The sequence below is a fragment of the Nocardioides sp. Z24_21 genome, assembly GCF_058134345.1.
Map to the genome: position 1 here is coordinate 309,224 of NZ_JBYTTH010000002.1, position 24,762 is coordinate 333,985.

General features: G+C 66.5%; 20 protein-coding genes and 1 tRNA gene. 19 read left to right on the plus strand and 2 right to left on the minus strand.

Annotated elements, in window-relative coordinates:
* The first annotated feature begins 7 nt into the window (after positions 1 to 7).
* The 8 genes from AC3X7Z_RS07925 (at position 8) to AC3X7Z_RS07960 (ending at position 10,006) form a co-directional block, all read left to right on the plus strand.
* Positions 8 to 1,045, plus strand: a complete 1,038-nt coding sequence (locus tag AC3X7Z_RS07925; protein ID WP_489975568.1) for a sugar phosphate isomerase/epimerase family protein — start codon at positions 8 to 10, stop codon at positions 1,043 to 1,045.
* A 191-nt stretch (positions 1,046 to 1,236) separates the two neighbouring features.
* The gene (topA, locus tag AC3X7Z_RS07930) at positions 1,237 to 3,954 is read left to right on the plus strand and encodes a type I DNA topoisomerase (protein ID WP_489975569.1); all 2,718 of its coding nucleotides are present in this window, start codon (positions 1,237 to 1,239) and stop codon (positions 3,952 to 3,954) included.
* Positions 3,955 to 4,005: 51 nt separating this feature from the next.
* Positions 4,006 to 4,827, plus strand: coding sequence for an SGNH/GDSL hydrolase family protein (locus tag AC3X7Z_RS07935; RefSeq protein ID WP_489975570.1), 822 nt, complete (start codon positions 4,006 to 4,008; stop codon positions 4,825 to 4,827).
* Positions 4,828 to 4,944: 117 nt separating this feature from the next.
* Positions 4,945 to 6,363 carry a Vgb family protein gene (locus AC3X7Z_RS07940; protein WP_489975571.1) on the plus strand — a complete coding sequence of 473 codons (1,419 nt, stop codon included), beginning with the start codon at positions 4,945 to 4,947 and terminating at the stop codon, positions 6,361 to 6,363.
* 38 nt (positions 6,364 to 6,401) lie between these two features.
* Positions 6,402 to 7,040, plus strand: coding sequence for a dTMP kinase (tmk, locus tag AC3X7Z_RS07945; RefSeq protein WP_489975572.1), 639 nt, complete (start codon positions 6,402 to 6,404; stop codon positions 7,038 to 7,040).
* Entirely contained in the window at positions 7,037 to 8,209 is a 1,173-nt protein-coding gene (locus AC3X7Z_RS07950) for a DNA polymerase III subunit delta' (protein ID WP_489975573.1), read from the plus strand. Before tmk ends, AC3X7Z_RS07950 begins: the two co-directional genes overlap by 4 nt.
* Positions 8,209 to 9,771: an alpha/beta hydrolase gene (locus AC3X7Z_RS07955; RefSeq protein WP_489975574.1), complete on the plus strand. Its 1,563-nt coding sequence runs from the start codon at positions 8,209 to 8,211 to the stop codon at positions 9,769 to 9,771. Before AC3X7Z_RS07950 ends, AC3X7Z_RS07955 begins: the two co-directional genes overlap by 1 nt.
* A 61-nt stretch (positions 9,772 to 9,832) precedes the next feature.
* Positions 9,833 to 10,006, plus strand: a complete 174-nt coding sequence (locus AC3X7Z_RS07960) for a DUF6767 domain-containing protein (protein WP_186339994.1) — start codon at positions 9,833 to 9,835, stop codon at positions 10,004 to 10,006.
* 28 nt (positions 10,007 to 10,034) lie between these two features.
* Here AC3X7Z_RS07960 and AC3X7Z_RS07965 read toward each other — a convergent pair whose 3' ends face one another.
* A complete protein-coding gene (locus AC3X7Z_RS07965; protein WP_489975575.1) occupies positions 10,035 to 10,478 on the minus strand; it encodes an OsmC family protein in 444 nt (147 codons plus the stop codon).
* Positions 10,479 to 10,607: 129 nt separating this feature from the next.
* Here AC3X7Z_RS07965 and AC3X7Z_RS07970 point away from each other — a divergent pair.
* The 6 genes from AC3X7Z_RS07970 to AC3X7Z_RS07995 all read left to right on the plus strand — a co-directional run bounded on the left by AC3X7Z_RS07970 (position 10,608) and on the right by AC3X7Z_RS07995 (position 17,500).
* A tRNA-Thr gene (locus AC3X7Z_RS07970) sits at positions 10,608 to 10,680 on the plus strand.
* Between the two features lie 656 nt (positions 10,681 to 11,336).
* Positions 11,337 to 12,755: an AAA family ATPase gene (locus AC3X7Z_RS07975; RefSeq protein ID WP_489975576.1), complete on the plus strand. Its 1,419-nt coding sequence runs from the start codon at positions 11,337 to 11,339 to the stop codon at positions 12,753 to 12,755.
* Positions 12,752 to 13,861, plus strand: coding sequence for a hypothetical protein (locus AC3X7Z_RS07980; RefSeq protein WP_489975577.1), 1,110 nt, complete (start codon positions 12,752 to 12,754; stop codon positions 13,859 to 13,861). Before AC3X7Z_RS07975 ends, AC3X7Z_RS07980 begins: the two co-directional genes overlap by 4 nt.
* 206 nt (positions 13,862 to 14,067) lie before the next feature.
* Positions 14,068 to 14,997: a hypothetical protein gene (locus tag AC3X7Z_RS07985; RefSeq protein WP_489975578.1), complete on the plus strand. Its 930-nt coding sequence runs from the start codon at positions 14,068 to 14,070 to the stop codon at positions 14,995 to 14,997.
* On the plus strand, positions 14,994 to 17,198 hold the full coding sequence (locus AC3X7Z_RS07990) for a CHAT domain-containing protein (RefSeq protein WP_489975579.1): 2,205 nt from the start codon (positions 14,994 to 14,996) through the stop codon (positions 17,196 to 17,198). The genes AC3X7Z_RS07985 and AC3X7Z_RS07990 overlap by 4 nt, the downstream gene beginning before the upstream one ends.
* A complete protein-coding gene (locus AC3X7Z_RS07995; protein WP_489975580.1) occupies positions 17,195 to 17,500 on the plus strand; it encodes a hypothetical protein in 306 nt (101 codons plus the stop codon). The genes AC3X7Z_RS07990 and AC3X7Z_RS07995 overlap by 4 nt, the downstream gene beginning before the upstream one ends.
* A gap of 42 nt (positions 17,501 to 17,542) precedes the next feature.
* On the opposite strand, the gene AC3X7Z_RS08000 is transcribed toward AC3X7Z_RS07995, so the two are convergent.
* Positions 17,543 to 17,830 carry a hypothetical protein gene (locus AC3X7Z_RS08000; protein WP_489975581.1) on the minus strand — a complete coding sequence of 96 codons (288 nt, stop codon included), beginning with the start codon at positions 17,828 to 17,830 and terminating at the stop codon, positions 17,543 to 17,545.
* A 1,214-nt stretch (positions 17,831 to 19,044) separates the two neighbouring features.
* Between AC3X7Z_RS08000 and AC3X7Z_RS08005 the strand changes: the two genes are divergently transcribed.
* The 5 genes from AC3X7Z_RS08005 (at position 19,045) to AC3X7Z_RS08025 (ending at position 24,081) form a co-directional block, all read left to right on the plus strand.
* Complete coding sequence (locus AC3X7Z_RS08005; protein WP_489975582.1) at positions 19,045 to 19,941, plus strand: DUF6602 domain-containing protein; 897 nt, start codon at positions 19,045 to 19,047, stop codon at positions 19,939 to 19,941.
* A gap of 169 nt (positions 19,942 to 20,110) precedes the next feature.
* Entirely contained in the window at positions 20,111 to 21,016 is a 906-nt protein-coding gene (locus tag AC3X7Z_RS08010; RefSeq protein ID WP_489975583.1) for a hypothetical protein, read from the plus strand.
* A 517-nt stretch (positions 21,017 to 21,533) separates the two neighbouring features.
* Positions 21,534 to 21,935, plus strand: a complete 402-nt coding sequence (locus tag AC3X7Z_RS08015; protein ID WP_489975584.1) for a hypothetical protein — start codon at positions 21,534 to 21,536, stop codon at positions 21,933 to 21,935.
* Positions 21,936 to 22,061: 126 nt separating this feature from the next.
* Positions 22,062 to 23,036 carry a DUF8453 domain-containing protein gene (locus AC3X7Z_RS08020; RefSeq protein ID WP_489975585.1) on the plus strand — a complete coding sequence of 325 codons (975 nt, stop codon included), beginning with the start codon at positions 22,062 to 22,064 and terminating at the stop codon, positions 23,034 to 23,036.
* A 133-nt stretch (positions 23,037 to 23,169) separates the two neighbouring features.
* Positions 23,170 to 24,081, plus strand: a complete 912-nt coding sequence (locus AC3X7Z_RS08025; protein ID WP_489975586.1) for a hypothetical protein — start codon at positions 23,170 to 23,172, stop codon at positions 24,079 to 24,081.
* The last annotated feature ends 681 nt before the right edge of the window (positions 24,082 to 24,762 follow it).

The following is a 24,762-nucleotide window of genomic DNA, read 5'->3' on the forward strand; positions in this document are numbered from 1 at the left end:
GGCTCAGATGTGTTTCGGATATGACGGCGACGCCGCCCTGCGCGAGTCGCTCGAGAGGAAGGGCGCCAGTCGGCGCGGCCTGATCCGCGGCGCCGCGGCGGGCGCGGCCGGCGCCACGGTGCTCGCCGGGAGCCCGGCGTTCGCCGGGAAGCCCGGGCGTCACCCGGGCAAGGGCCGCGGCCACGACCACGGGCGGCAGAGGGAGGTGCCGACCGACCTGATCAGCATCCAGCTCTACACGCTGCGGGACGCGATGACGGATCGGGCGGCCATCCTGCGTCAGCTCGACCAGCTCGCGAAGTTCGGCTACGAGCGCGTCGAGCGGGCGGGTCTCTACCCGAAGGAGACCGGCCTCGACACGGCGGCCAAGCTCAAGGCGGAGTTCGACGCCCGCGGCATCTGGGCCTCCTCGAGCCACGACGGGATCAGCACGGTCGACGGCGACGCCACCCGGCTCGACCCGGCCAAGCTCAACAAGAAGCTCGACGACGCCAACACGTTCCGCCAGAAGTACATCGTCGTGCCCTACCTCAACTCCACCAGCAAGGCCGACTGGCAGCGGTGGGCCGAGCAGATGAACACCGAGGCCGCTGCGGCCAGGCGGCGCGGGCTGCGCTACGGCTACCACAACCACGCCCACGAGTTCACGATCGACCTCGGCGGCGGCCTGACGCCGTGGGACATCCTCACCAGCGAGCTCGACCGTCGCCTGGTCCACCTCGAGGTCGACCTCTACTGGGCCTACACCGGTGGCGTGAACACCGGGGCGGCCGACCCGCTGCGGTTCGCCATCGACGTCATCCGCTCGGCGCCGCAGGAGGTCCGCCAGTACCACGTCAAGGACCGCCACGGCGCCGACGCCGCCGCGCTCTACGAGGAGGAGCCCGGCGACATGGCCGACCTCGGCCTCGGCGTCATCGACTTCCCGGCCATCTTCAAGAAGCACCAGGCCGAGGAGTACATCGTCGAGAACGACACCCCGGACTTCCACCCGGCGGCGACCGCCAACACGGGGTTCCGCTACCTGGAGGGCCTGCAGTTCTGACCCGACAGCCATCCTGACGCGCTCGGGCCCCACGTCCCGCCGACGTGGGGCCCGTGCCGTGCCCGAGCCGCCCCCCGGGCCCCACGGGGCCGCCCCGCGAGCGCCGGGGAGTGGCGATCTCGGAATGTGGCGCTACCGTTGCGGCGCTGAGCAACATTGCAGCAGCGCACATCTTGAGGGAGCGAACACACGTGGCAAAGCTCGTCATCGTCGAGTCCCCGGCGAAGGCCCGCACCATCGGCGGGTACCTCGGCCCGGACTACGTCGTCGAGTCCTCGATCGGTCACATCCGTGACCTGCCCAACAACGCCGCCGACACCCCGGCCAAGATCAAGGACAAGCCCTGGGGCCGGCTGGCCGTCGACGTCGACAACGGCTTCGAGCCCTACTACGTCGTGCCCCGCGACAAGAAGAGCCACATCGCCAAGCTGAAGAAGCTGGTCAAGGACGCCGACGCCCTCTACCTCGCCACCGATGAGGACCGCGAGGGCGAGGCCATCGCGTGGCACCTGCTCGACGAGCTCAAGCCGCCGAAGGGCCTGCCGGTCCACCGGATGGTCTTCCACGAGATCACCAAGCCCGCGATCCTCGCCGCGGTCGAGAACCCCCGCGAGATCAACGACGACCTCGTCGAGGCCCAGGAGGCGCGCCGCATCCTCGACCGCCTCTACGGCTACGAGGTCTCCCCGGTGCTGTGGAAGAAGGTCATGTCGGGCCTGTCCGCGGGCCGCGTGCAGTCGGTGGCGACCCGCCTGGTCGTCGACCGCGAGCGGGAGCGGATGAAGTTCCGCGTCGCGTCCTACTGGGACCTCGACGCCACGTTCGACGCCGGCACCGGTCACGACCCCCGGATGTTCCCCGCCAAGCTCCACAGCGTCGACGGCGTGCGCGTGGCCCGCGGCGCCGACTTCGACAACACCGGTGAGCTGAAGGGCACGTCGGAGCGCGTCCACCTCAGCCGCGCCGACGCCGAGGCGCTGGCGGCCGGCCTGGGCGAGGCGTCGTACGCCGTGCGCTCGGTCGAGTCCAAGCCCTACCGCCGCTCGCCGTACGCCCCCTTCCGCACGACCACGCTGCAGCAGGAGGCCAGCCGCAAGCTCGGGATGAGCGCCAGCGTGACGATGTCGGTCGCGCAGCGGCTCTACGAGAACGGCTTCATCACCTACATGCGCACCGACTCGACCACGCTCTCGGGCGCCGCGGTGGGCGCCGCGCGCGACCAGGTGCGCGAGCTCTACGGTGCCGAGTACCTCCCCGACTCGCCGCGCACCTACGCCTCCAAGGTCAAGAACGCCCAGGAGGCGCACGAGGCGATCCGGCCGGCCGGCGACACGTTCCGCACGCCCGCGCAGACCGGTCTCTCCGGCGAGCAGTTCCGCCTCTACGAGCTGATCTGGATGCGCACCGTCGCCTCGCAGATGAAGGACGCCGTCGGCAACTCCGTCACCATCCGCATCGGCGGCGCCGCCGCCGACGGCCGTGACGTCGTCTTCAGCTCGAGCGGTCGCACGATCACCTTCCACGGGTTCCTCAAGGCCTACGTCGAGGACATCGACGACGCCTCCAAGCGCCGCGACGACGCAGAGACGCGACTGCCCAACCTCACCGAGGGCGCCGGGGTCTCGGCGGCCACGCTGACCCCCGAGGGCCACGAGACCAAGCCACCGTCGCGCTACACCGAGGCGACGCTCATCAAGGAGCTCGAGGACCGCGAGATCGGCCGCCCGTCGACCTACGCCTCGATCATCGGCACGATCCTCAACCGCGGCTACGTCTACAAGAAGGGCACCGCGCTGGTGCCGGCCTGGCTGGCGTTCTCGGTGGTCCGGCTGCTGGAGGAGCACTTCCCGCGCCAGGTGTCCTACGAGTTCACCGCCGACATGGAGGACGTCCTCGACGACATCGCCAGCGGCCGGCGTGACCGGGCCAGCGAGCTCGCGGAGTTCTACTACGGCTCCGGCGACGTGACGGGCCTCAAGACGCTGGTCACCGAGCTCGGCGACATCGACGCCAAGGAGATGGCGACCTTCCCCATCGGCGACGGGATCGACCTCCGCGTCGGCCGCTACGGGCCCTACGTCGAGGGCCCGGCGCCCGAGGACGGCGACGGCGCGCCGGTGCGGGCCAACGTCCCCGACGACCTGCCGCCCGACGAGCTGACCGTGGCCAAGGCCAAGGAGCTGCTGGCCAACCCGGCCGGCGAGGAGCAGGTGGTCGGCAACCACCCCGACACCGGCCTCCAGATCGTGGCGAAGAACGGCCGCTTCGGTCCCTACGTCACCGAGGTGCTGCCCGACGACGCGCCCAAGTCGGCCAAGCCGCGCACCGGCTCGCTCTTCACGTCGATGACGCTCGACACGGTCACCCTCGAGCAGGCGGTCAAGCTGCTCGACCTGCCCCGCATCGTCGGCGTCGACGACGACGGCACCGAGATCACCGCGCAGAACGGTCGCTACGGTCCCTACCTCAAGAAGGGCACCGACTCGCGCTCGCTCACCAGCGAGGACCAGATCTTCGACATCACCCTCGACCAGGCCAAGGCGATCTACGCCCAGCCCAAGCAGCGCGGCCGCGGTGCGGCCACCCCGCCGCTCAAGGAGCTCGGCAACGACCCCGTCTCCGGCCAGCCCGTCGTGGTGAAGGCGGGCCGCTTCGGCGAGTACGTCACCGACGGTGAGTACAACGCCACGCTCCGCAAGGACGACACCGTCGAGTCGATCACCCTCGAGCGGGCGGCCGAGCTGCTCGCCGAGCGTCGCGAGCGCGGTCCGGCCAAGAAGGCGGCCAAGAAGGGCGCCAAGAAGGCACCCGCCAAGAAGACCGCCGCGAAGAAGACCACCGCCAAGAAGACGGCGGCCAAGAAGACGACCGCCAAGAAGGCGACGAAGAAGGCCGCCGAGACGTCCTGAGGCCCCCGCACGGGGGGTGACCGCGCGCGCTCACGGACGTACCGTCTCGAGATGGCCTCCCGCCAGCGCGGCCTCGCCACGGCCCTCACGACCCTGCTCGCCCTGCTGGTCGCGCTGGTGGTCCCCCGCGCGACGGCGACGGCGCCTGCGGGGTCGGCCCCGCCGTCGCGCACGACGTACGACGTGCTCGGCGACTCCTACGGGTCCGGCTACGGGGTGCCGCCCTACGGTGCGTGCGGCCGCTCGCAGTCGGCCTACGGCGTGCTGGTCGACGGTCGCGCGCGGCTCGACCTCGACGACTTCGTCGCGTGCGCCGGCGCGACCGCCACCTCGCTGGTCGCGGGCGGCCAGCTCGACGCCCTCGACGCCGACACCGACCTCGTGCTGCTGAGCATCGGTGGCAACGACATCGGGTGGTCGTCGGCGGTCGTGGCCTGCCTGGGCGGCTCGGACGCGGGGTGCGCGGGTGCGCTCGCGGTGGTCCGTGGGCGCGTGGTCACCCAGCTGCCCGCCCTCCTCGACAGCCTCTACGACCGGATCGAGGCCGCCGCGCCCGGTGCCCGGGTGATCGTGACCGGCTACCCCCGGCTGTTCTCCCCGGAGCACGGTGCCTACCTCGGCGCGAGCCCCGCCGAGCAGGAGGCGCTCAACGAGGGCGCCGACCTGCTCCACTCGGTCATCGCCGCCGCCGCGCGCCGTCACGGCTTCGACGTCGTGGACGTGAGGTCGCGCTTCGTCGGCCACGGGGTCAACGCGCCCGACCCGTGGATCCTGGGGCCGGCCGACCCGGGCGCCTTCCACCCGACTCTCGCCGGCTATGAGGCGTACGCCGGCGCCGTCACCGCGGCGATCAAGCCCGGCCGCCACCGCTGACAGCGCGCACGTCATTCCTCGGTCTCTGGTGCGCGGCCCGGCGCTGCTGGTTGGGTGGGGCCACGGTGGGACGCGTGACCATGGGGGGATCGCGCCACCGTGGACGGAAGTGACGCCATGGCCACCACATCTCGCACATCTCGCACATCCCGCACCTCCCTGCTCGCCGCGCTCACCCTGCTCCTGGGCCCCCTCCTCGTGGTCCAGGCGCCCGCGCCGGCCAGTGCGGCCGCCAGCGTGTTCCCGGTGCCGACCAGCAACGCCGGCCTGGGCCGGATCACCACGGCGCCGGACGGCACCATGTGGTTCGTGATGCGCGACGCCAACAAGGTGGGACGCATCACCCCGGGCGGAGCGATCACCGAGTTCCCCCTCGGGCCGACGACGGTCGCCGGCGCGCGTGTCATGGACCTCGACGTCTCGCCCGACGGCAGCGTCTGGGTGGTCCACGACCAGGGGTGGAAGGCCACTCGGCTCGACCCCGCGACCGGGGGCCTCGACGTCTACGACCTGGGCGGCGAGCCGTACGGCGGCGCCGTGCGCGTGGGGCCCGACAACGCGGCCTGGATCACCATGAACTACGACGAGTCCGGGATCGTCCGCGCCGTTCCCGGCCAGCCGGTCACCTGGGCGGCCAACGCGCCTGAGTGCAAGGACCTGCTGGGCGAGGCCACGGACGGCGCCATGTGGTGTCAGGGAGCCGGGCTCAACACGTTGGTCAAGGTCGGGCCCGACGCCAACAGCGGGGTGACCTACCCGCTTCCCTCGGACACGACCTACCCCATGGGTCTCGCGGGCGGGCCCGTCGGCTCGATCTGGTTCACCCGCAGCACCACGCCCGGGCTCGCCAACCCCGCCGACGGATCGGTCGGATACATCGACCAGGCCAGCGGCGCCACGCAGATCTGGCGGACGGGGTCGCGGTCCGCACCGCACGACATCGTCCGCGGTCCCGACGACCAGATGTGGTTCACCAATCGCGGCGCGGCACCCGGCATCGGCCACATCTCGGCCACCGGTGTCGGTGCGATCAGCTCGGTCGGCAGCTACCAGCCGACCTCGCTGACCTTCGGGCCCGACGGCGCGATCTGGTTCACCGACGAGACCACCAACGCGATCGTGCGGGTCACCACCGACGAGCTGCAGACCACCGACGTCGACCTCGGTGACGGGGTCACGATGATCCCGCCGACCTCACCCACCTCGGCCCGCCCGGTGGGCAGGCTGCCCAAGGCCAAGGGCGTCACCAAGGTCAGGCGCGCCAAGGTCGCGGTGCGCGTGGCCTGCCCGACGCGGGCAGCGGGCGGGTGCGCCGGCAGGGTCGGTCTCGAGCTGGCCAAGGGCGGCACGGCGATCGCCCCGAGGAAGGCGTACCGGATCGAGGCGGGGCGCACGAAGACCGTGACGGTGAGGCTGTCCCGCAAGGGGATGCGCTCGCTGCGAGCCGGGCTCGTCGTCAAGGTGCGCGTCGAGCTGACCGCGCCCGGATCGAGGAAGGTGCAGGCCTCGCGCACGATCAAGGTGCGCCGAGGCTGACCCCGGAGCTGTCCCACCCCGCCCGTAGGGTGTGCTGCGTGAGCGCAGGCGTCTATCCGGAGACCGGGCTCTTCGTGTGCTTCGAGGGCGGCGAGGGGGCGGGCAAGTCGACCCAGTCGCGGCTGCTGCGCGACTGGCTGGTGGCCCGCGGCGAGACGGTCCTGCTGACGTACGAGCCCGGCGACACCCCCGTCGGCAAGGAGCTGCGGCGCATCGTGCTCGACCCGGCCACCGGCGAGCTGTCCGACCGCACCGAGGCGCTGCTCTACGCCGCCGACAAGGCCGAGCACGTCGACCACGTCGTGCTGCCCGCGCTGGCGCGCGGCGAGGTCGTCATCACCGACCGCTACGTCGACTCCACGCTGGCCTACCAGGGCGCCGGTCGCACGCTCGAGGTCGCCGAGGTCGAGGCCGTCGCCCGGTGGGCCACGGGCGACCTGCGCCCCCACCTCACCGTCGTCCTCGACCTCGAGCCGGAGGCCGGCTTCGACCGGTTCACCGAGCGCGACCGGATCGAGGCCCAGTCGCTGGAGTTCCACCAGCGGGTGCGCCAGGGCTTCCTCGACCTCGCGGCCGCCGACCCCGACCACTACGTCGTGCTCGACGCCCGCGCGCCGGTCGACGAGATCGCCGCGCGCGTCCAGCAGCGGGTCACGCCCCTCTTGGGACGCCCGTGAGCACCGCGACGGGCACCGTGTGGTCCGACCTCGTCGGCCAGCGGCCGACGATCGAGGTGCTCCAGCGCGCGGCCGCCGGGCACGGCATGACCCACGCCTGGCTGTTCACCGGCCCGCCCGGCTCGGGTCGCTCCAACGTCGCGCGGGCGTTCGCGGCGGCGCTGCAGTGCGAGCAGCGCACCGGCTGCGGCGAGTGCGAGGCCTGCCGCCTCGGCCTGCGGGGCTCCCACCCCGACATCACCTGGGTCAAGTCGGAGACCTCCGTGCTCTACGTCGACGACATGCGCGACCTGGTGCAGTCGGCGGCCAAGTTCCCCGCCATCGGCCGCTGGCAGATCGTCGTGATCGAGGACGCCGACCGGCTCGGCACCCCGGAGAATCCGCGCACCGGCAACGCGCTCCTCAAGGCCATCGAGGAGCCGACGCCCAAGACGGTGTGGCTGCTCTGCGCGCCGACGGTGCGCGACGTGCTGCCCACCATCCGCTCGCGCTGTCGCACGCTGACCCTCGCGACGCCCGGCACCCGCGACGTCGCGGCGTTCCTGACCCGCGACGAGGGCATCTCCGAGACCATGGCCGGCTTCGCCGCACGCGCCAGCCAGGGCCACATCGGCCGGGCGCGCGCCCTGGCCCTCGACGAGCAGACCCGCGCCCGGCGGCGCGAGGTGACCAGCATCCCGGCCCGGCTGACGTCGCTGGGCTCGTGCATGACCGCGGCGACCAGCCTCGCCGAGCTCGCCAAGGCCGAGACCGAGGCGATCACCGCCGACGCCGAGCGCCGCGAGCTCGAGGAGCTGCAGGCCATCTTCGGCAGCGAGCGCAAGGACACGACCAGCCGCTCCTACCGGGCCGCGCTCGGGGGCCTGGAGAAGCTGCAGAAGCAGAAGGCCAAGCGCCGCGTGCTGGACGTGATCGACCGGGCCCTGATGGACCTCGTGTCGGTCTACCGCGACGCGATCGCACTCTCCGTCGGGGCGCCCGGCCTGCTGGTCAACGAGGAGCTGCGCGACGACGTCGCCGTCCTCGCCCGGGCCGCGTCGCCCGAGGAGCTGCTGCGCATGATCGACGTCATCTTCACCGCCCGCGAACAGATGCTGGAGTTCAACGTGCCCCCTCAGCTGGCGCTCGAGTCCATGACCGTCGCCCTGCGCCTGCCCGGGGGTCGCTGATGCGCAAGGCGCTCGCCATCGTCGCCGTCATGGCGCTGGCGCTGACCGCGTTCGTCGCGGTCGGCCTGGCGGTCCAGGGCACCCCCGACTCGTCCGAGGCGCCCGCCGCCCGGCCCACGCCGTCGCCGACGACCCCGCCGCCGGCGAGCGTGACAGAGCCGCCCGCCCCCGATCTCGCCGACTTCTACTCCCAGCGCATCGACTGGCAGCCCTGCGAGAGCAACGACGACCACGAGTGCGGCCGGCTCACCGTCCCGGTCGACTACGCCGACCCGCAGGCCGAGACGATCGACCTCGCGCTGCTCCGCGTCCCGGCCAGCGGCGCGCGGGTGGGCTCGCTGGTCGTCAACCCCGGCGGGCCCGGGGCCCGCGGCACGACCTACGCCGCGGCCGGCGGGCAGGTCTTCCGCGAGGCGCTGCTCGACGCGTTCGACATCGTCGGCTTCGACCCGCGCGGGGTGGGCGAGTCGGCGCCGGTCGACTGCCTCAGCGACGCCGACCTCGACGCCTACCTGAGCGCCGACCCGACGCCCGACACCGCCGCCGAGCGCGCCGACTACCGCGCCTCGGTGCTGGCGTTCGGCGAGCAGTGCGTGGCGAGCTCCGGCCCGGTGGTCGCCCACGTGACCACGACCGAGGCCGCCCGCGACATGGACGTGCTGCGCGCGGCGCTGGGGGAGGAGCAGCTCGACTACTTCGGCGCCTCCTACGGCACCAAGCTCGGTGCGACCTACGCCGAGCTCTTCCCCGAGCGGGTGGGCCGCTTCGTCCTCGACGGCGCGGTCGACGTCTCCCTCGACGCCAAGTCGCTGGCGCTCGAGCAGGCCGCCGGCTTCGAGACCGCGCTGCGGGCCTACGTGCAGAACTGCCTCGACACCACCGACAACTGCTTCCTCGGCGACACCGTCGAGGAGGGCCTCGCGACGATCCGCGACCTCCTCGACCGCATCGAGGAGGAGCCGCTGCCGGCGGACGAGCGCGAGCTGACGGTGGGCAACGCCTTCTACGGCATCATCACGCCGCTCTACAACCGCGACTACTGGTTCCTGCTGAGCACGGCGCTCGCCTCGGCGCTGGACGGCAAGGGCTCGGCGCTGATGACGCTCGCCGACGCCTACGCCTCGCGCAACCCCGACGGCAGCTTCGCCGACAACTCGGTGGAGGCCAACTACTCCATCAACTGCCTCGACGACCCGACGTCCGTGCCGTTCGCGAAGGTGCCCTCGCTGTACGAGGAGTTCGAGGAGGCCTCGCCGACCTTCGGCCGGGTCTTCGCGTGGGGGATGGCGACCTGCAGCGGCGTCGAGGTGGCGTCCAGCGAGGAGCCGCTGGACATCCGCGGGGAGGGCGCCGCCCCGATCCTGGTGCTCGGCACGACCCGCGACCCCGCCACGCCGTTCGAGTGGGCCGAGGCCCTCTCCGCCCAGCTCGACTCCGCCGTGCTCGTCGAGCGCGACGGCGACGGCCACACCGCCTACAACGCCGGCAACGAGTGCATCGACTCGATCGTCGAGGACTACCTCATCGACGGTGTCGTGCCCGCCGACGGCACGACCTGCTGAGGCGGTCGCCCGAGGACCTTCGGCCCTACGTCCGGGACCCGGCCCTGCCTAGCGTGGGGGGATGGCGACCGTCGAGGCCCGCTGCCCCCTGCGCCCGGGCGACACCTGCTCGCTGTGCGTCCCCGGGACCACCGGGCCGCAGGACTGCCCGACCGTCGCCGAGGTGATGCGCGACCCGGCGCTGCGCGTGCGGCTGGCCGAGCTGCGGCGCGAGGCACGCGCCGCAGCCCGCTGAGGCGGCCGGTCGGGCCGGCCGCCGGGCCTCAGCCCTCGAGGGCGGCGTCGAGGGTGATGTCGACGGCGGCGAGCGCCTTGCTGACCGGGCAGCCGGCCTTGGCCTTCTCGGCCGCGTCGACGAACCCGGCCTCGTCGAGCCCGTCGACCTCACCGCGGACGGTGAGCTTGATGCCGGTGAGCTTGAACCCACCGTCCTCCTTGTCCTCGCCGAGCGAGACGTCGGCGGTGACCTCGAGGGACTGCGGGGTGCCGCCGGCCTCGGCGATCAGCGCCGACAGCTGCATGGCGTAGCAGGAGGAGTGCGCGGCCGCGATGAGCTCCTCGGGGCTCGTCGTCCCGCCTGCGTCCTCCGCGGCGCGCTTGGGGAAGCTGACGTCGTAGGTGCCGACGCCGGAGCTGGTGAGCTCGACCTGGCCGGAGCCGTCCTGGAGTCCGCCGTTCCATGCCGTGCGTGCGGTGCGAGTGGGCATCGTGCCTCCGAGAAGTGGGGGATGGGACAGTCCCTCGAACCTAGCCGGTGCGCCCCACCCGTGATTCGGTGCGGACCGGCCGCTTCCGTATACTCGCCCGCGGTCCACCGAGCACGCTCGGCGGGCCGCGCCGCCTTAGCTCAGTCGGTAGAGCGAGTCACTCGTAATGACTAGGTCGTCGGTTCGATTCCGACAGGCGGCTCTGACTCCCCCGGGGACCCGAGACCCTGGGGGAGTCTTCTATTTCCGGCGGAGCCTATGCGCCGCACAGACCCGCGGCGGGTGGCTTCCGAGGGCATGCGCGGAGGCATGGCTCCCGACCGGCAGGCCCACGCGTCCACCGAAGGGCGCCCGTTCCGCCCAGAATGGGCGCCTCTATCCGCACATGTGTCGGACTTCCCACCGAACACGTGGCGCGCCGCCAAACTGGCCGCGCGCCGGGAACGGGTGGGGAGCCATATCGGAATAGGACAGTTTGTCAGCAACGCTCGACTAGAGTCGCATCGTGCACAGCAATCGAGCCCCTCGTGGGAGGCACCACGTGATCGTGCAGTCTGCGTCCGGGGTGCCCTTGATACTTGGCATGGCTACCTCGGACCCGAAAAGACCCGGTCGGGTTACCGTGGCTGAGCGCGTACACCGTCGCTGGGTGGTGACGGGATAGTGGACAGTGTCCCGAGGCCACAACCGCCTAAGCGCCCCACTGCCAGCACGCCAGCGACGACCTACACATGGCAGGCGAACCCGGTCCGGGAACCAACGAACGCCAACACGGTCCGAAAAGTCGCCGAACTGGAGTCGGCCTTTCCCGTAGCTGCTCAGCACCGTCAAATGCTGCAGGCTCTGGGCTCTCAATTCGTGTACGCCAACGTCGTCGCAGGACGAGATGGTAAGAAGTTGGGCTACGCCCTAGCAAGATTCAGCGGCGCGATCGAGGCCGCATTCGGAATCACTCGAGAGGTGATGTTTTTCTACTCGCCATTCTATGACCTACAGATCCGAACCTTCACACGGGCGAAGGAGCTCCTTTCCGGTTTGTCGCGCGAAGCCACACCGGATTTGATCTTCTTCAGTTCACCTGACGACCGGCTCACAATCAAGCTTGAGGACTGGTCGGTGCTCGGCTTCACAGCGATACCTCTTGCAAGTGAGTTGCCCGGGGAGCCGCTCGAATTGGTGAGCCTGCTTCGCGACTACGTCTACGCACGAGACCTCTTCTACGAAACCACGCCTGTCCGAGGTGAACGCTTCTTCGGCCGGAAGGCCCTGATGCAGGAACTTCGCGATGACATCGAGAATCAGAGAGTCTCAGGGGTCTTCGGGCTGCGAAAAAGCGGGAAGACCAGCGTGCTGCAACAACTCGCCGAGACCCTCTCGTCACCAGGACTGATCCCCATCTTCGTCGACTTAGAGGTGCTCCCCTCGCCTCCAGACGATCCGACGCGTGCCTTTGTAACCACCCTTGCATCGGGGTCCGGAACGGCAATCCGCAAGAGGGGTTTCACGGCTCGCGCACTCGACAAAGTCTTGGACGACCCCCGACCTGAAGCATTGCTCGCCGCCATGTCTCGAACGCTTGAAACTTTGGCCATCGAAGGGACTCGCGTCGTCCTGCTGCTCGACGAGATCGAGTTTCTAACGCCGACCGATCAAGTCGACGTCGCCGAAGGCTCATTTTCCGGAGTTGCACAGACATTAGGGGTGCTGCGCAGCTTGGTGCAGAGCACGGACAACTTCACCTTCCTGCTATCCGGACTAACTAATGACATTCTCGAAAATGGACGATTGTACGGTCGCCCGAATCCGCTCTTCAGTTGGGCCAAAGCCCGCTATATCGGTCCGTTTCCGCGAAGCGAAGCGGACGAGCTTGCGACGGCGATCGGTGCTCGCATGGGCATCGAACTGGAACCCGGCGCCCTTGCAGCACTGTACGATGGCTCAGGGGGCCACGCGTATCTCTATAGAAACCTCGCCTCAGCTGTCGTGGCAGACCTTCCTGTCGTTACCTATCGACGAGTTATGCGCACGTCCGATGTGCTTCATCGCCTCCTGCCCTGGAAGCGCTCCATCGCCGGAAACCTCGACGAAATTTTCGGACACCTTGAGCGGTACTACCCGACAGAGTCGGTCCTACTAGATATTTTGATGGACTCCCCCGACGACTTCGCGACACTCGCAGTGTCGGAGGATCGAGCAGTGCACCATCTTGCAAGCCTCGGCCTGTTAACCGAGTCGAAAGGTACGTTCGAGGGAAGCTCCATTCTGGAGTTGCGTTGAGTGCCGACGTCCACTGGTTCCAGGCAATCGCTCGCGACGCGCGTCGTTACTCCGTCGTGTTTCTTCACCTAGGTCACGCCTTCGCGCCGTATCGCGAGCAACTGGCGACCGTGAACGCCATGTCCACCGCCGTCGCCCAGTATCTGAGCCAGTCAACGCCGCAGGATGACGACAGCATCGTGATCCTTACCGATGTCGAGGCGTGCATAGGCTCAAGGCACATCGAGATGGGTGCGCTCCGGTCGCGAGTAGTGGAAGACATCGACGCCCGCGGACACAAGTTCGTTCTAGTATCTAACGTCGCTCGAGCGGCTTTCCCCACAGTGATCGGCAGCGACCTCCTCGCAAACGCCAAGCATGTCTTCGCCCACCACGAGCCAGTGGGTGACTCTTCAGACCTATTTGCCTCGCTCCCAGGGTGGTCTGAGATGGTTTCGACTCGCGAGAACTTCCTTGCGAATTGCGTTTCGGAGTTAAGCGCGGAAACAGTCGTGACGCTTGGCGAATTGATTTGGGACCTGGCGCTCAGCCCAAACGAGTGCCTAGACGCGTTGGGCGCGCTCGATCGAGAGTCCTTGCGAGGCGCTGGTTTACTGCAGCTAGAGGATGACGAACTGTCGTGGGTCCTTTCGAAAGACTGGAAGGCGTTTCGGGCGGCGATCGCTGTGGCATCGTCCCGTTACATGGTCACAGCCGACTGGCTCGCGCCAGTATTTGTCGATCTGTGGCTAATCGAGCGGCAAGTACGGAACGCGATTCGCGACGCCCTGATGGCTAGCCACGGTAGCGGGTGGCGCTCCGCATGCGCGTCGGGCGACATGGAGCTCGAACTCGTGAGCCGTGCGAAGAAGGATGTGCAGCCTCGAGCGGAGCAGCTCAAGGACCTTCGTGACCCCTTGGAATGGCTGACGACGAGTGAATTGCTCGACCTGCGCGAAGCGCGCCAACTTGGCGAATTGGGTCTGGAGTCGTTCATGTGGACGAAGCTGCGAGCAGACCTGCTACCTATCCGAAATCGGGCGGCTCACATGCGAGTGGTTAGCGAGCGGGACGCTCGTACAGTCGCTACCTGGCGCAAAATTGTCGTGACCAAGCTCTGTTCATAGCAGTAGCACGGCGTCCAGCGCAGCCGTTGAGTGCCTTTCTGCGTCCTCGCAGGACCTCGGTCGCTTCGTCGCGCCTGCCGTCTGGGGTGGAGTGGGTCGGGATGTCACCTCTTGCACCTCAGAAGCAACAGAAGCCCGAAGCAAAGACGACCCTAGGCGGTTGCCAGCTTGAGTAGCCTGTTCGACACCGCGAGAGAGGGGAGCACGTGAAGTATCCTTACGTTGAATCCGATGAATCGTCGTGGGACTTCGAAGCGATCTACTACGACGCGAAGTCGACGTACTTCACGGCAATCAAGCCCACCGAAGAACGATCCGACGCCGGAAGCGACAGGCTCAAGTTCAGCGATACATTGCTTGAGATCGCTGAGCTCGCCGGCGACCCAGACGACATCGCGCATGCGACTCTGTATTGGGTTGCCGATGAGGTGGCTTGCGAGATGCGGGTCTCGACCACTCCGGAAGCACTCATCCGCATCGGAGAGGCCTGGGGCCTGGAACCCGGCGAAGCACTCACCCAGCGCCTCGTCGCTAGTGCTGAGAAGATCTTGGTTGGCCCGGCCCTTGTCGGTACGCTGCGCGCCATTGCATGGGCTATTGGTAGTCGTGCCGTGACGCCCTACCGTCGCGACGTCATCAAGAAGGCTCGCGCGGAGTACGAGAGGTGCGAGCTCGTTTCGGGATGCGCCAGCCTCATCGCTGACGACGCTCACAGCCACCTCATGTGGGCCGAGCGTCTCAAGCCCGGTCAAGAAGGCATACAGGGTCAGCTGGAAGAACGTGGCGGGGCGCTCTTGGGTGCATCCCATGCCAAGGCGTTGCTCGAGCCGTGGAATCCATTCGTTCTGCATCGCCTCGGGGCGGAGATGTCCGAGCACGAGAAGTCGATTCGGCGTGTCAATCAGGTGAACCCCGATTTGGGTGCTGCAATCTCCAAGGTCGCGCGAGAGCTCAACGAACTGCACGCGAGCGCAAGCGAAAACTTCAAGCGCGCCACTGAACGCGCGCGCGGCGATGACTTGCGGGCCTACTTCACTACCCGAGGTACCAGTGGCGCCGGTCTCGAGGCCGACGACATCTCGGCCGAAGCGCGCGCGTTGCTGATCCTCGAACGTCAGTTAGGCAGGGTCGTATGACTGACGACGGCGCAAGCGCGGACCGCGGCCTTACAGAGACGCTCAACGTCGTCAGGGACGGCAACTTCGGGAAGGTTGACGATGACGCAATCAACGAGGTGTTCGCTCTTGCCAGCGCCGCAGAAGCGCGCGGCGAACCAGCCGTCGCCTTGCACTTGCTCCGTTCAGCGGTACCGGACGAGGTCACGCCCCGGGTCACGTTTGCCGACGGCATCCTAAAGACCGAGTTCCCCGAATCTGTGTTGGCGCTGCAAGCACGCGGCAACTACCTCTCCTTGCAACTGGGCCAGTGGGGTGACAGCCCGCGCCACGGATCTTCGTCGGACACTCCGCACGGCTGGGTGCAGATGTACGAGTCGCTAGGGCCAACTGTTCCCGAGCGCGGCCCGAGCCTCCGTTTCTGGATGGACCGTCTCCGCGTAAGCATTTCCGCTGACCACAACAACTACTTCGGGATGGCTGCCTGGTCGCTGGACCTTTTGCGGATGGTCGAAGAAGGACTTGTCGAGCCGGAGGTCCGCCTAGAGGCACTCAGCAACATGGCGGTCGCGATGTCTCACCTGGGATTCCAACGCACATCGCGCGGGCTTTACGAACAGGTCCTTAACGACCCTCTGTTGGAACCTCGAAACCGGGCGAGCGTCGAAGTGAGACTTGGCAGCAACCATTGGAACCAGCAGGAGTTCGACGACGCGCACACCTATTACACGCTCGCTCTTGACCGCTACGCCGCGGAATCGGTCAAGACCTTGAACGACCTCCACAACGTGGTCCGCGCCTTGAGTCGCCGAGCCGACTCGTTCGCGAAGCGCGGGCAGCACCAGCAAGCTTTTCAAGATCTCAGCGAGGGGCTCGCCACCGCGGACCGTGCGCGTGGATTCGGGGCTTACCAATCCGTGCGATCGGTGGATTCAGGCATCCGAAAGGACCTCATCACAATGGTCCGTCATCTCGGTCGTCATCCGCTCACCAGCAGGCACTCACGCGACGTCGTCGGCTGTCTCTTGCGTCTTGGGAACACCTCGCTAGCGAGTTGGATACGCAGAGACGAGAAGCGCGATGACGGATTCGACGAGGTCCGGCCCGCAGGTTCTCATCCCGAAGTAGTCCTCCGGGCACAGGCTCATGCCAGCGCCCGCTGGCATCCGATCTCCGAAAGTGAGATCGACGAACTCCATTCCACTACGGAACCGACCGTCTTAGTGATGACCACGATGGTCAGCAGGCGCCGAATCGAGGGCCTCACGGTCATTCTGGGAGGGGGCGCCGAGGCTTCCTGTCACACGTGGTCTCTAGACGACGAAGCCAATCCCGAGCAATTGAAGCTGTTGGAGGAACTTCTGACGCCGCCCCCTGGTGGGACCGTAAACGTTGACGGCGTGTGGAACAGGCCTTGGGACCCGGCCGCGCTGCAAGAGTTGACGACCAACATGTTCTCAACTGCGGACCTCATGCAGCGCCTGCAGGCAACCGCCTATAAAAGTCTCAGGATCATTCCGCTGGGAAGGATGTGGCAATTCCCGTTCACAGCCATCCCGTTGTCGGGAACTGCACTCGGAGCACGCGTGCCGGTCGTGCTTGCTCCGGGGCCAGCGCTCGGCAAATCTCGTCCCGCGACGCTCACCTGGGCAGCTCACTTCGATCTGAGCCTTAGCAATGCCATCGGCGAACTGCAGGCGGTCGTGGATGCGGCAAGAGGTATGACGGTGCCTCTCAGTCTGTTCGACTCGACTGAGCAGTTCGACGCGCTAGTGCAGGATCAGCCGGTATCCACCTTGGTCTTCTCCGGCCACGGTCAGATAGGACGGGCCGGTGAGCGACTCCTGCTCGCGGGCAGTCGCCCCGCGCACGCCTCTGAGTTGCAAGGTCTCGCCCCCGGCGCCACGGTTGTCCTGAACGCCTGTTGGAGTGGTTCAGTCCAAGACGTCATCGGATCAGACCTCGTACAACAAAGCCTGGAGTTCATCGCCTATGGCGCACATAGTGTGCTTGGCACCATCGGCCCCGTGAGTGACCGCAGCGCCGCCGAGTTCCTGGTCCACTGCCTGCCGGCCTTGGCGGCCGGTGAGCCGCTTGCTCACGCATATCAACGCGTGGTTGCCAGTTTGTCGCCTAGAACTGATCTACCGATGTCCGCTTGGGCCTCGCATGCGACCATCGGTCGGCACACTCGATTCAGCGATCCCAAGGAGACGAAGTGACTACCGAGATCCGCCTCAGCGGCGACGCCGCCGAGCAAGCCCAACATCTGGTGGCCGACTTCGCCCGCCGAGGCATCCGAGTCGAAGCGGTGAGCGACGCCGACCTGCATCGCGACCTGCAGGACTTGGCATCCGACTTCGGCGTCGCATTGGCCGTCGAAGCAACGTTGGCAGTCGTCCGCGAGGTCGTCCGCGCGTGGATGGACCGCTCGGCAATTCGCGACAGCGACGTCGACCTGGCCGATTCCGACGAGAAGCCCGACCCCGGGCCCACCACTAACCCGGACGACCCTGAAGCCTGACCGCTACGAGCCCCCGAAGCGCGTCGGTCTGTCAACGTCTCATCAATGGGGAAGTATGTCTGCGCGCACGTCAGGCGCTAGTCGATCCCACCAAGACTTGTCGACGAACCAGTGATCGGTGACGCCGCTCATCCAGGTGCGTATGAGGTCGTCGCGGTCCTGGTTGGTTGAGCAGCGCTGCGCGACGAAATCCTGCAAAGCATCCGCGTCATCGACCGACGAGGCCAACATGAGCGCGGTCTCATCGCCGTCAGGGACAACAACGAGCAGGATGGTCCACGGCGTTCGAGTACCGGTATGTATACAACCTGAGAGCGCCACTTTCGTCATGCTCTTGTAACGAACGGCCCACGTCCATTGCGGCAATCGCGTCTCGTCGAGTATAGCAACCAAGTCGACGTGATTCCAAAGTGCGTAGGACCTACGTATATCTAAGTGGGCATGCCAGTTCCTTAGCGGAGTGATTAGGTGGGTGCGCCAGCGCTGGTTCTCCTCTACGGTCCCAGCCAACCCCTCGAGGCCAAACTCAACCGCAGAAATCAGTCCCTCGAGCCTTGCTTGGTCTCGAGTTGCCTTCCACTCCTCCCGTGCTGCTGATCGCATTAACTGACGCAGACGGTCTTGGTCATTGCGGAAGTGGCCAGCGTTCTCGAATCCAGCAAACAATCGCTCGTGCTTCAGGCAGTATCCGGGAAAGACTGAAGCTTTGGACGCAACTACAGGTTGCAGACTTAAGCGATGCGGGCTCCGGAGGTCAGGAAACCACACCTTGCCATCTTCGTCGAGAAGCGTGTCTAGGTGCGCTCCTCTGGAAAGAGCGTGGGAGTTGTGTACTGCCTCATTCGTGCACCCTCGAAGCGAACAGTCGGCGCCGTCTGGCGTGCGAAACGGAAGTTCTTGGAGCTCCCTAAAACGCTTCTCGATCTCACTGGTGGCGCGCCATCCGATGTTCGCCGTCCGCAGGGCAAGTTCGGCAGCGGCAAACGCGCGAGCTGCGCCGCTCTCCGTCCACCTACCTTGTTCGCCGCGCGGAGGAGTAGCTACGGCTCGCGTGCCCTGAAGGTTTCCGGTACCAGGCCGGTCGACATCGTCGCTCCATGATGAATCCAGGTCCCGGGACAAGACTGCGCGCCAGACGCTCCGTAGGGTCACGGAGGCATCATCGATGATGGGTGGCCTCGCGTAGTCGTCGCAACGCCGACCCGGTCCGGATGTCGGTTCGGCCTTCACAACTTGACCTGGAGTGCGCCAGCCAAAGCGCCAGCCCAGTAGCTGATCGAACGGCCCCGAGATGGTCGGGCGGACGCGGGTAGGTCGCTGCCTTTGGTTCGGAGATGGCCTGCCATGACCGCCTTCGTGTTCCGGCGCTCTCTTCAACGGCGTGTCATATCGCGACATTCGCCGACGGCGCCCACGGGGTGACGGTCAGCGGTGCGTTATCGGCGGCAGGGGACGGGATAGACGAAAGTGTCCAGACCTGCCCGTCGAGGTGGTTCACTACCCGTCCGCGAGATGTATAGATAGCTGGAGTAGAGAGGATTGACATGGGTCATCGGGCTGACGAAGCGGGTCTCATCGCGGCGTACGACGCGACAGTGCAGTCGCTGCTGAACACCGCGGACGTCTTCAGGCAACTCTTCCCAAACAGGGCCAAGACGCAGTCAGGCCATGCCGGGGAAGAAGGGCGCTGGACCGAGTCACTGCTCGCGGAGTTTCTTCGGCGCAGTCTTCCATCCAGCCTGGAGGTGTCCACCGGCTTCATTCTCGACACGGCGCGCGGGACGCGCTCGTATCAGATCGACATTCTCATTCACGACCCCACCGTCGCCGCGCCAATCCTGCGCTACGGGGACGCGGTGGTCGTTACACCTGAGGCTGTTGTAGGCGTGATCTCGGTGAAGCACACACTGCGACAAGGCAACGTGGCACACGAACTCAGAGAGCTGTCGGAGATCGGTCGCCTTTGTGGAAGGGCAGATACACCCGGCCCATACTTGGGGCTCGTCGGATATTCACGCGACCCCAAGAAGAGTTACAAGAAGTTCGTCAAATCGATCAACAAGACCTATATGAAGGTCTTCACGAGCCTCAGCGAGAGGCCCGAGCGAGTCGCGGCCTGCGAAATCGTTGAGTCCGTAATTGCGCTCGACGGTTACCTACTGCATGCCGCCGCGCTGGCCAGTCAAGGATCGGGCGTGAACGGGAAGAAGCGCGAGAAGGTCCCCGTGATGTGGGGAGGGCCTGGTGACCAGTGGCGCTACGCGCTCGCAGTCGAGCTGGTTGCAGGGGTGACGAAGCGGTACCAGCGGCGCGTGCCCCACATGAAGGGACGAGGTTGGCCGAGCCTGGCGGGACGGACGTTGACCAAGTTCGACGCCATTCCGATCGCGTGCGAATCGCGTCCACCATCAACGACTGCAGCAGTGGACAGCACCACCTGACTGCGACTTGCCCTCGACCGATCGGTGCGATTCGGTAGCTAGCGACAGCCATCGTTTAAGGAGCGGCTGCATGAGCCGGTGACACCTAGCCCATTCCGCCGCCTGTCGGCCTGTTGGAGTTTCGCAAAGAGTCGGGCGTGAGCTGCGCGTGTCGCTTAGCCTGACCTGGATGACGAACAGGCCACAGTGGATTCCCGCGCGTCTGAACGAGCGCAAAGAGCCGGACCGCATCCCTCGACGTGCGATGAGCGACATGATCGCCCGAGGGCTGACGCCAGCAGAGATGGTCTCCGAGTGCCGCCAAGTCGGGCTACGGCCGGCCACGGGGGTGGGCGGATACACCAACGCAATCACCTATGCCTTCAACGACTTGATTGGTCGTGGCCTCGTACGGCGTTACAAGATCTACTTCCTGGTTCCGGAGCATGTCCGAGAGATCGTCGCCCATGAGTCTCGCGCGGCGGGCCAGTACTGGTCGCCGAACGATCGGAGTGGCCTCGTCACGGCGATTCTGAGCCATCACCCTGAGCTGGAGCGGTGCGACGTGCACGTCTGTCTGCGCTTCGGGCCGGTCGAGCATCTGTCGGGTGACTTGTTTCTGCTAGTGCGGGAGTACGAGCTGCTTCTCTTCGGATTCATCCGCGGGGTCTTGAGCTGCGCACTGGGTGAGAACCGAAGAGAGTGGTGGCGAGGGGGCGTGCCGCTTGAGCTTCGCAGGACGCTCGCAAGTGAACGTGAGGAACGTGACCTAGAGGACGACTTTCAGGCCCTCACTTTGATCTCGATGAAGCGGATACTCACCTCAAAGCCCGGCATGGCTCACTTCGTCGCGGCTGCGAAGGTGGCGAGTCAAGCGGAGTTCGACCGAAACGTAAACCGAGTCAACGTCGTTCGCAACGGCCTCATGCACCCTGTGAGGGGTTCGGGCGTTGAGCACGAATCCTTCGTGACGATGCTTGACTGTCTGACCGACCTTCGAGGTTGGGTTGCCAACTCCGAGTCGAGCGGCTTGCTGCACTCCCAGTGGATTCCCGACAGCCATACGCTTCTCAGCGAGGCTGAGTTGAAGTATTGACTGTCGAGCCTGGTCGACGAGCCACTTGCTGTTACCGCGAAGCCTGTTCGACGGCCGCGTCAACCCGCCGCGACCGCTCGGTGATTGCGGTGGCCGATCGATGTTCCGAGCGGCCACCGGTCAACCCCTGCCGATGTGGTCGTACCACTGTTTACGGATCACGGTCACCGTCCGGCTCAAGGCCGGAGAGCCCGTCCGCCCCAGGGGTGAGGCGAGGCGAGCAAGGCTAGTGAAGCCGTCACGCGGGAGCCACTGCATTCCGCCGCGTTGCGGCAGCGGGGTCGCGCGAACGATGTCGGAAGGGGCCTCTACGTTGATGGGGTGGATGAAGCAGCGTGGATCTCCGGGGTCGTTGGGCTCGTAGGTGCCGTAATCGGCGCCGTTGCAGCGCTCTGGGGCCAGGCGGTCGAGGCTCGACGGCGAGCGCGTGACGAGGCGGCTCGCGAGCGCAAGCTCGCGATTGAAGAGGTCCTGGTGCGTTCCCAAGCCATTGACAGGCGGACACGAGTTGGTCCTGATGGCTACGAACCTGGGGTCCCTCACCGGCACGATCACGAGGATTGTTGGCAGCGTCGCGCCCGTCGACTTCATCCTGCTGTTCGATCGACTCAACGAGGAGGTCGGTGCGCTTGAGCGAGCTGCCGCCCGGGTGTGGCTCTTCGCCGACGCAAGGACGGTGGCCCTAACCAATGCAGTGATCGTCGCCGCGGCCGACATGATCACCGTGCACCACGCACCGGTTTCCGGCCGGGCCTGGAATATGGCTCGAGTTGCGCTGACTGGCCGCCACGCCGTGGATGTCGAGGGCATTGCAGCGTCGCGCGAGAGTCTCTCGAAGGCCCGAGAAGCGTTGGTCACTCACACTCGGGGGGTCCTCCAGTTGCCGGCGACCGATCCATTTCAGGTCGAGGGCAATTGAGCCCTGCGAGGCGGCGTCAGGATGCGTCCTATCGCCGCTTTAGCGCCCGTCATTTGCCGTGGACTGCTTGGGGAGACAGCGGCGTCGACTTACACGGTTGTCGGTGGCCCCGGCCATGATGTTCGTATGACTGACACGCAGTCCGATGTCCCGCGCTCGAGCGAGTTCTTTGGGTTGGGCACTGATGCATGGCAGGCGATTGGAGCCGTGGCCACCGCTGGGGCGTTCATTATCGCGGCTGTCGCGGTCCTGGTGGCAATCCTTCAACTCAAGAGTGCTCGTGAGACCGCGGCACGACAGCTTGCGCAGGATCGCGATGCGACCGCCGCGCAGCTGCAGCAAAATCAAACTGCTGCGACTGCGCAACTAGAGCAGACCCGCCTGCTGGCCGCGCAACAGCTGGAACAGGATCGGCTGGCGCTACGGGACCAACTCGCGCACGCGGCAGAGGCGGCCAGGGACCAGTCACGGCCGTACGTGCTACTCAGCGTCGATGTAGGCGATCAAGGTTTCGCCGCGATTGATCTGGTGTTGGAGAACGCTGGTCAGACAGCCGCGCGCGACGTGCGCATCCAAGTAGACCCTCCGCTGGTCCGAGCGCGAGAGACCGCCGACAGCGAGATGAAGGCCGCACGGATCTTCGAGCGCCCCGTCCCGATGCTGCCTCCCGGCTATCGCCTTGTGTCATGGCTCGATTCCGCGGTTGAACGACACCAGAAAAAGGGCGAGCTGCCTGACGAGCATCGCGTGACGATTTGGTACCACGACGGACGCGGAACCGAGTACTGCGAGGAGAGCGTCATCGACCTCACGCTGTGGGACGGCCTCATGTTTGGTCAGCGCTATGGGATCCACGAAGCCGCGAAGGCTTTGAAGGAGATTCACCAACTGCTGAAGAGGTCGCCTGTACTGAAGGGAGGGTTCGAGGTGGTCGTGGAGGAGCGACAGGCCCATACGGACCGAGTGCTCGACGAGAGAACTCAGCAACGTGCGAGGCACGAGGCGATGGTGGCCCGAGTCGAAGATGCTCGACGTGCCGACGCTGCACGCGAGGAGGCCAAGTCTTCGGCCGAAGAGTACGGCCAAGGACAGGAGCAGTAGGCCCGAGCGGCTCACCATTGCTCGGAGGTTCTGGCGTTCGCGTGAGGCCTTTCTTGGCCCACCTTCCGCGTGTCCATCCTGGAGGGTGGGAAGCCTGACCGGGGCGGACAGTCGCTGTGAACAGGAGAAGCAAGTGACCCGTGAGGAATTCGAAGCATCCGAGCCGCCGTCTCTCCCCACCCAGGTCTCGCACGTCGCGGGCAGGCGCGCAGATGGCGGTGAGCGCGGCTGGAGCGCGTTCACACAATTCTCGATGACTATGCCGGACGGCTCAGTCAAGAACTTCGCTTCAGCTCGCACACACGAGCCAGGCAGCCTCACCTACTTGGACACGATCGAGCCCGGAGTGTTCGGCCTCGCTGGCGAACCGGTGTGCCCCATTTGTCTTGACCCTGCCACCGCGCGAGAGCACGTCCCGCAGTCCGCGCTAGGTGGGTCGGTCATGACTCAGACGTGCGCACCCTGCAACAACGGACTCGGTTCTCGCGTCGAGGTCGAACTCGAGCACTGGTTTGACCACACAATCCACCGGGTCTCCTTCAACCACGACGGACACATTCCCGGTCACCGGCGGGTACCCAACATTCAGCTGCTGAAGGAGGCCGACGGCGACGAGGTCGTGCTGCTCGTCGACGGAGCGCTCTCCGACGAGGTCGTCGAGATGCTCCAGTCCGGCACGGCCAGCATCACCTACAGTCCACCAGACCCACGGCGATGGGGACTGGCCGTGCTTAAGCACGCCTATCTGGCGGCGTGCCTCTACATGAAGAGCGTCCCCGAGACGGAGGAAGTTCTTGGCATCCGCGCGGAGCTGATCGCCGCACGCGACTGCGACATGCGGCGCCGACCACCCGGAAGCAAGTTCGCCTCACGACTTCACGTGTACCGATCAGAGTCAGGCAGGCAGGGGCCACCCCTAGCTCTCGTCCTGAAGCAGTCTGACGATGAAGGCGGCAAGCCCGAGGTCCTGATCTCCCTAGCCGGAGTGCTCTTTGTGACGTGGCCATTCCAGAGCATTCGCGTCGAACCGCGCGACGCTGAATGAGACTCCCCTTCCAAGGCGCCGTTGAAGGTTCCCCGCTGAGCCAAGTTCTTGGACCTCTTCGACGGTGACCACGCGCTGGCGAGCTGTTCGGTTCCGTCGTTGTCAGCCGTGGCGCGGCGTCTTCCGTGAGGTCACGTCAGCCGAGTGGCACATGGCATGGGGCGACGCTCAGCGTTGACCTAATCCGCTTACGAGGCTGACCCATTCCGCCGCCTGTCGGGGACGTTCGAAACTGCGGAGATGTGGCGCTAGCACCGCCAGAACGGGCGCATCACCACCCGAGCAACGCGGATAGGACCAAGGCTCCCACTGACCAGATGAGCGGAGGGAGGATCAGTACGACCGCGGCTAGCCCGTATACCCAATTGGGAAGACTCTCGGGTCGACCTGCGCCCGCTCCTGGGATTACGGGCTCGACCGACGGAGCCGACTCGCTTGTGTCGAGCGGTGACGAGCCCATGGCTGAAACCGTACGAGCGCGTTAGGGGTTTGGGCGTGAGTACGGATCCCCAACAGCAGCACCTCGGCTGCCGACTTGCGCAGAACAGTCGCTGGCTCTGCACCGTTGCGATCTGCAGCTCAGCAGCTCGGTTCAGGCGTGTGCCCAGTGTGTCGACTCGAGGTACTCGATCGGCTCAGAAACGTTCGGACTGCAGCGATGGGTGCGTCAATTCGCCGCCT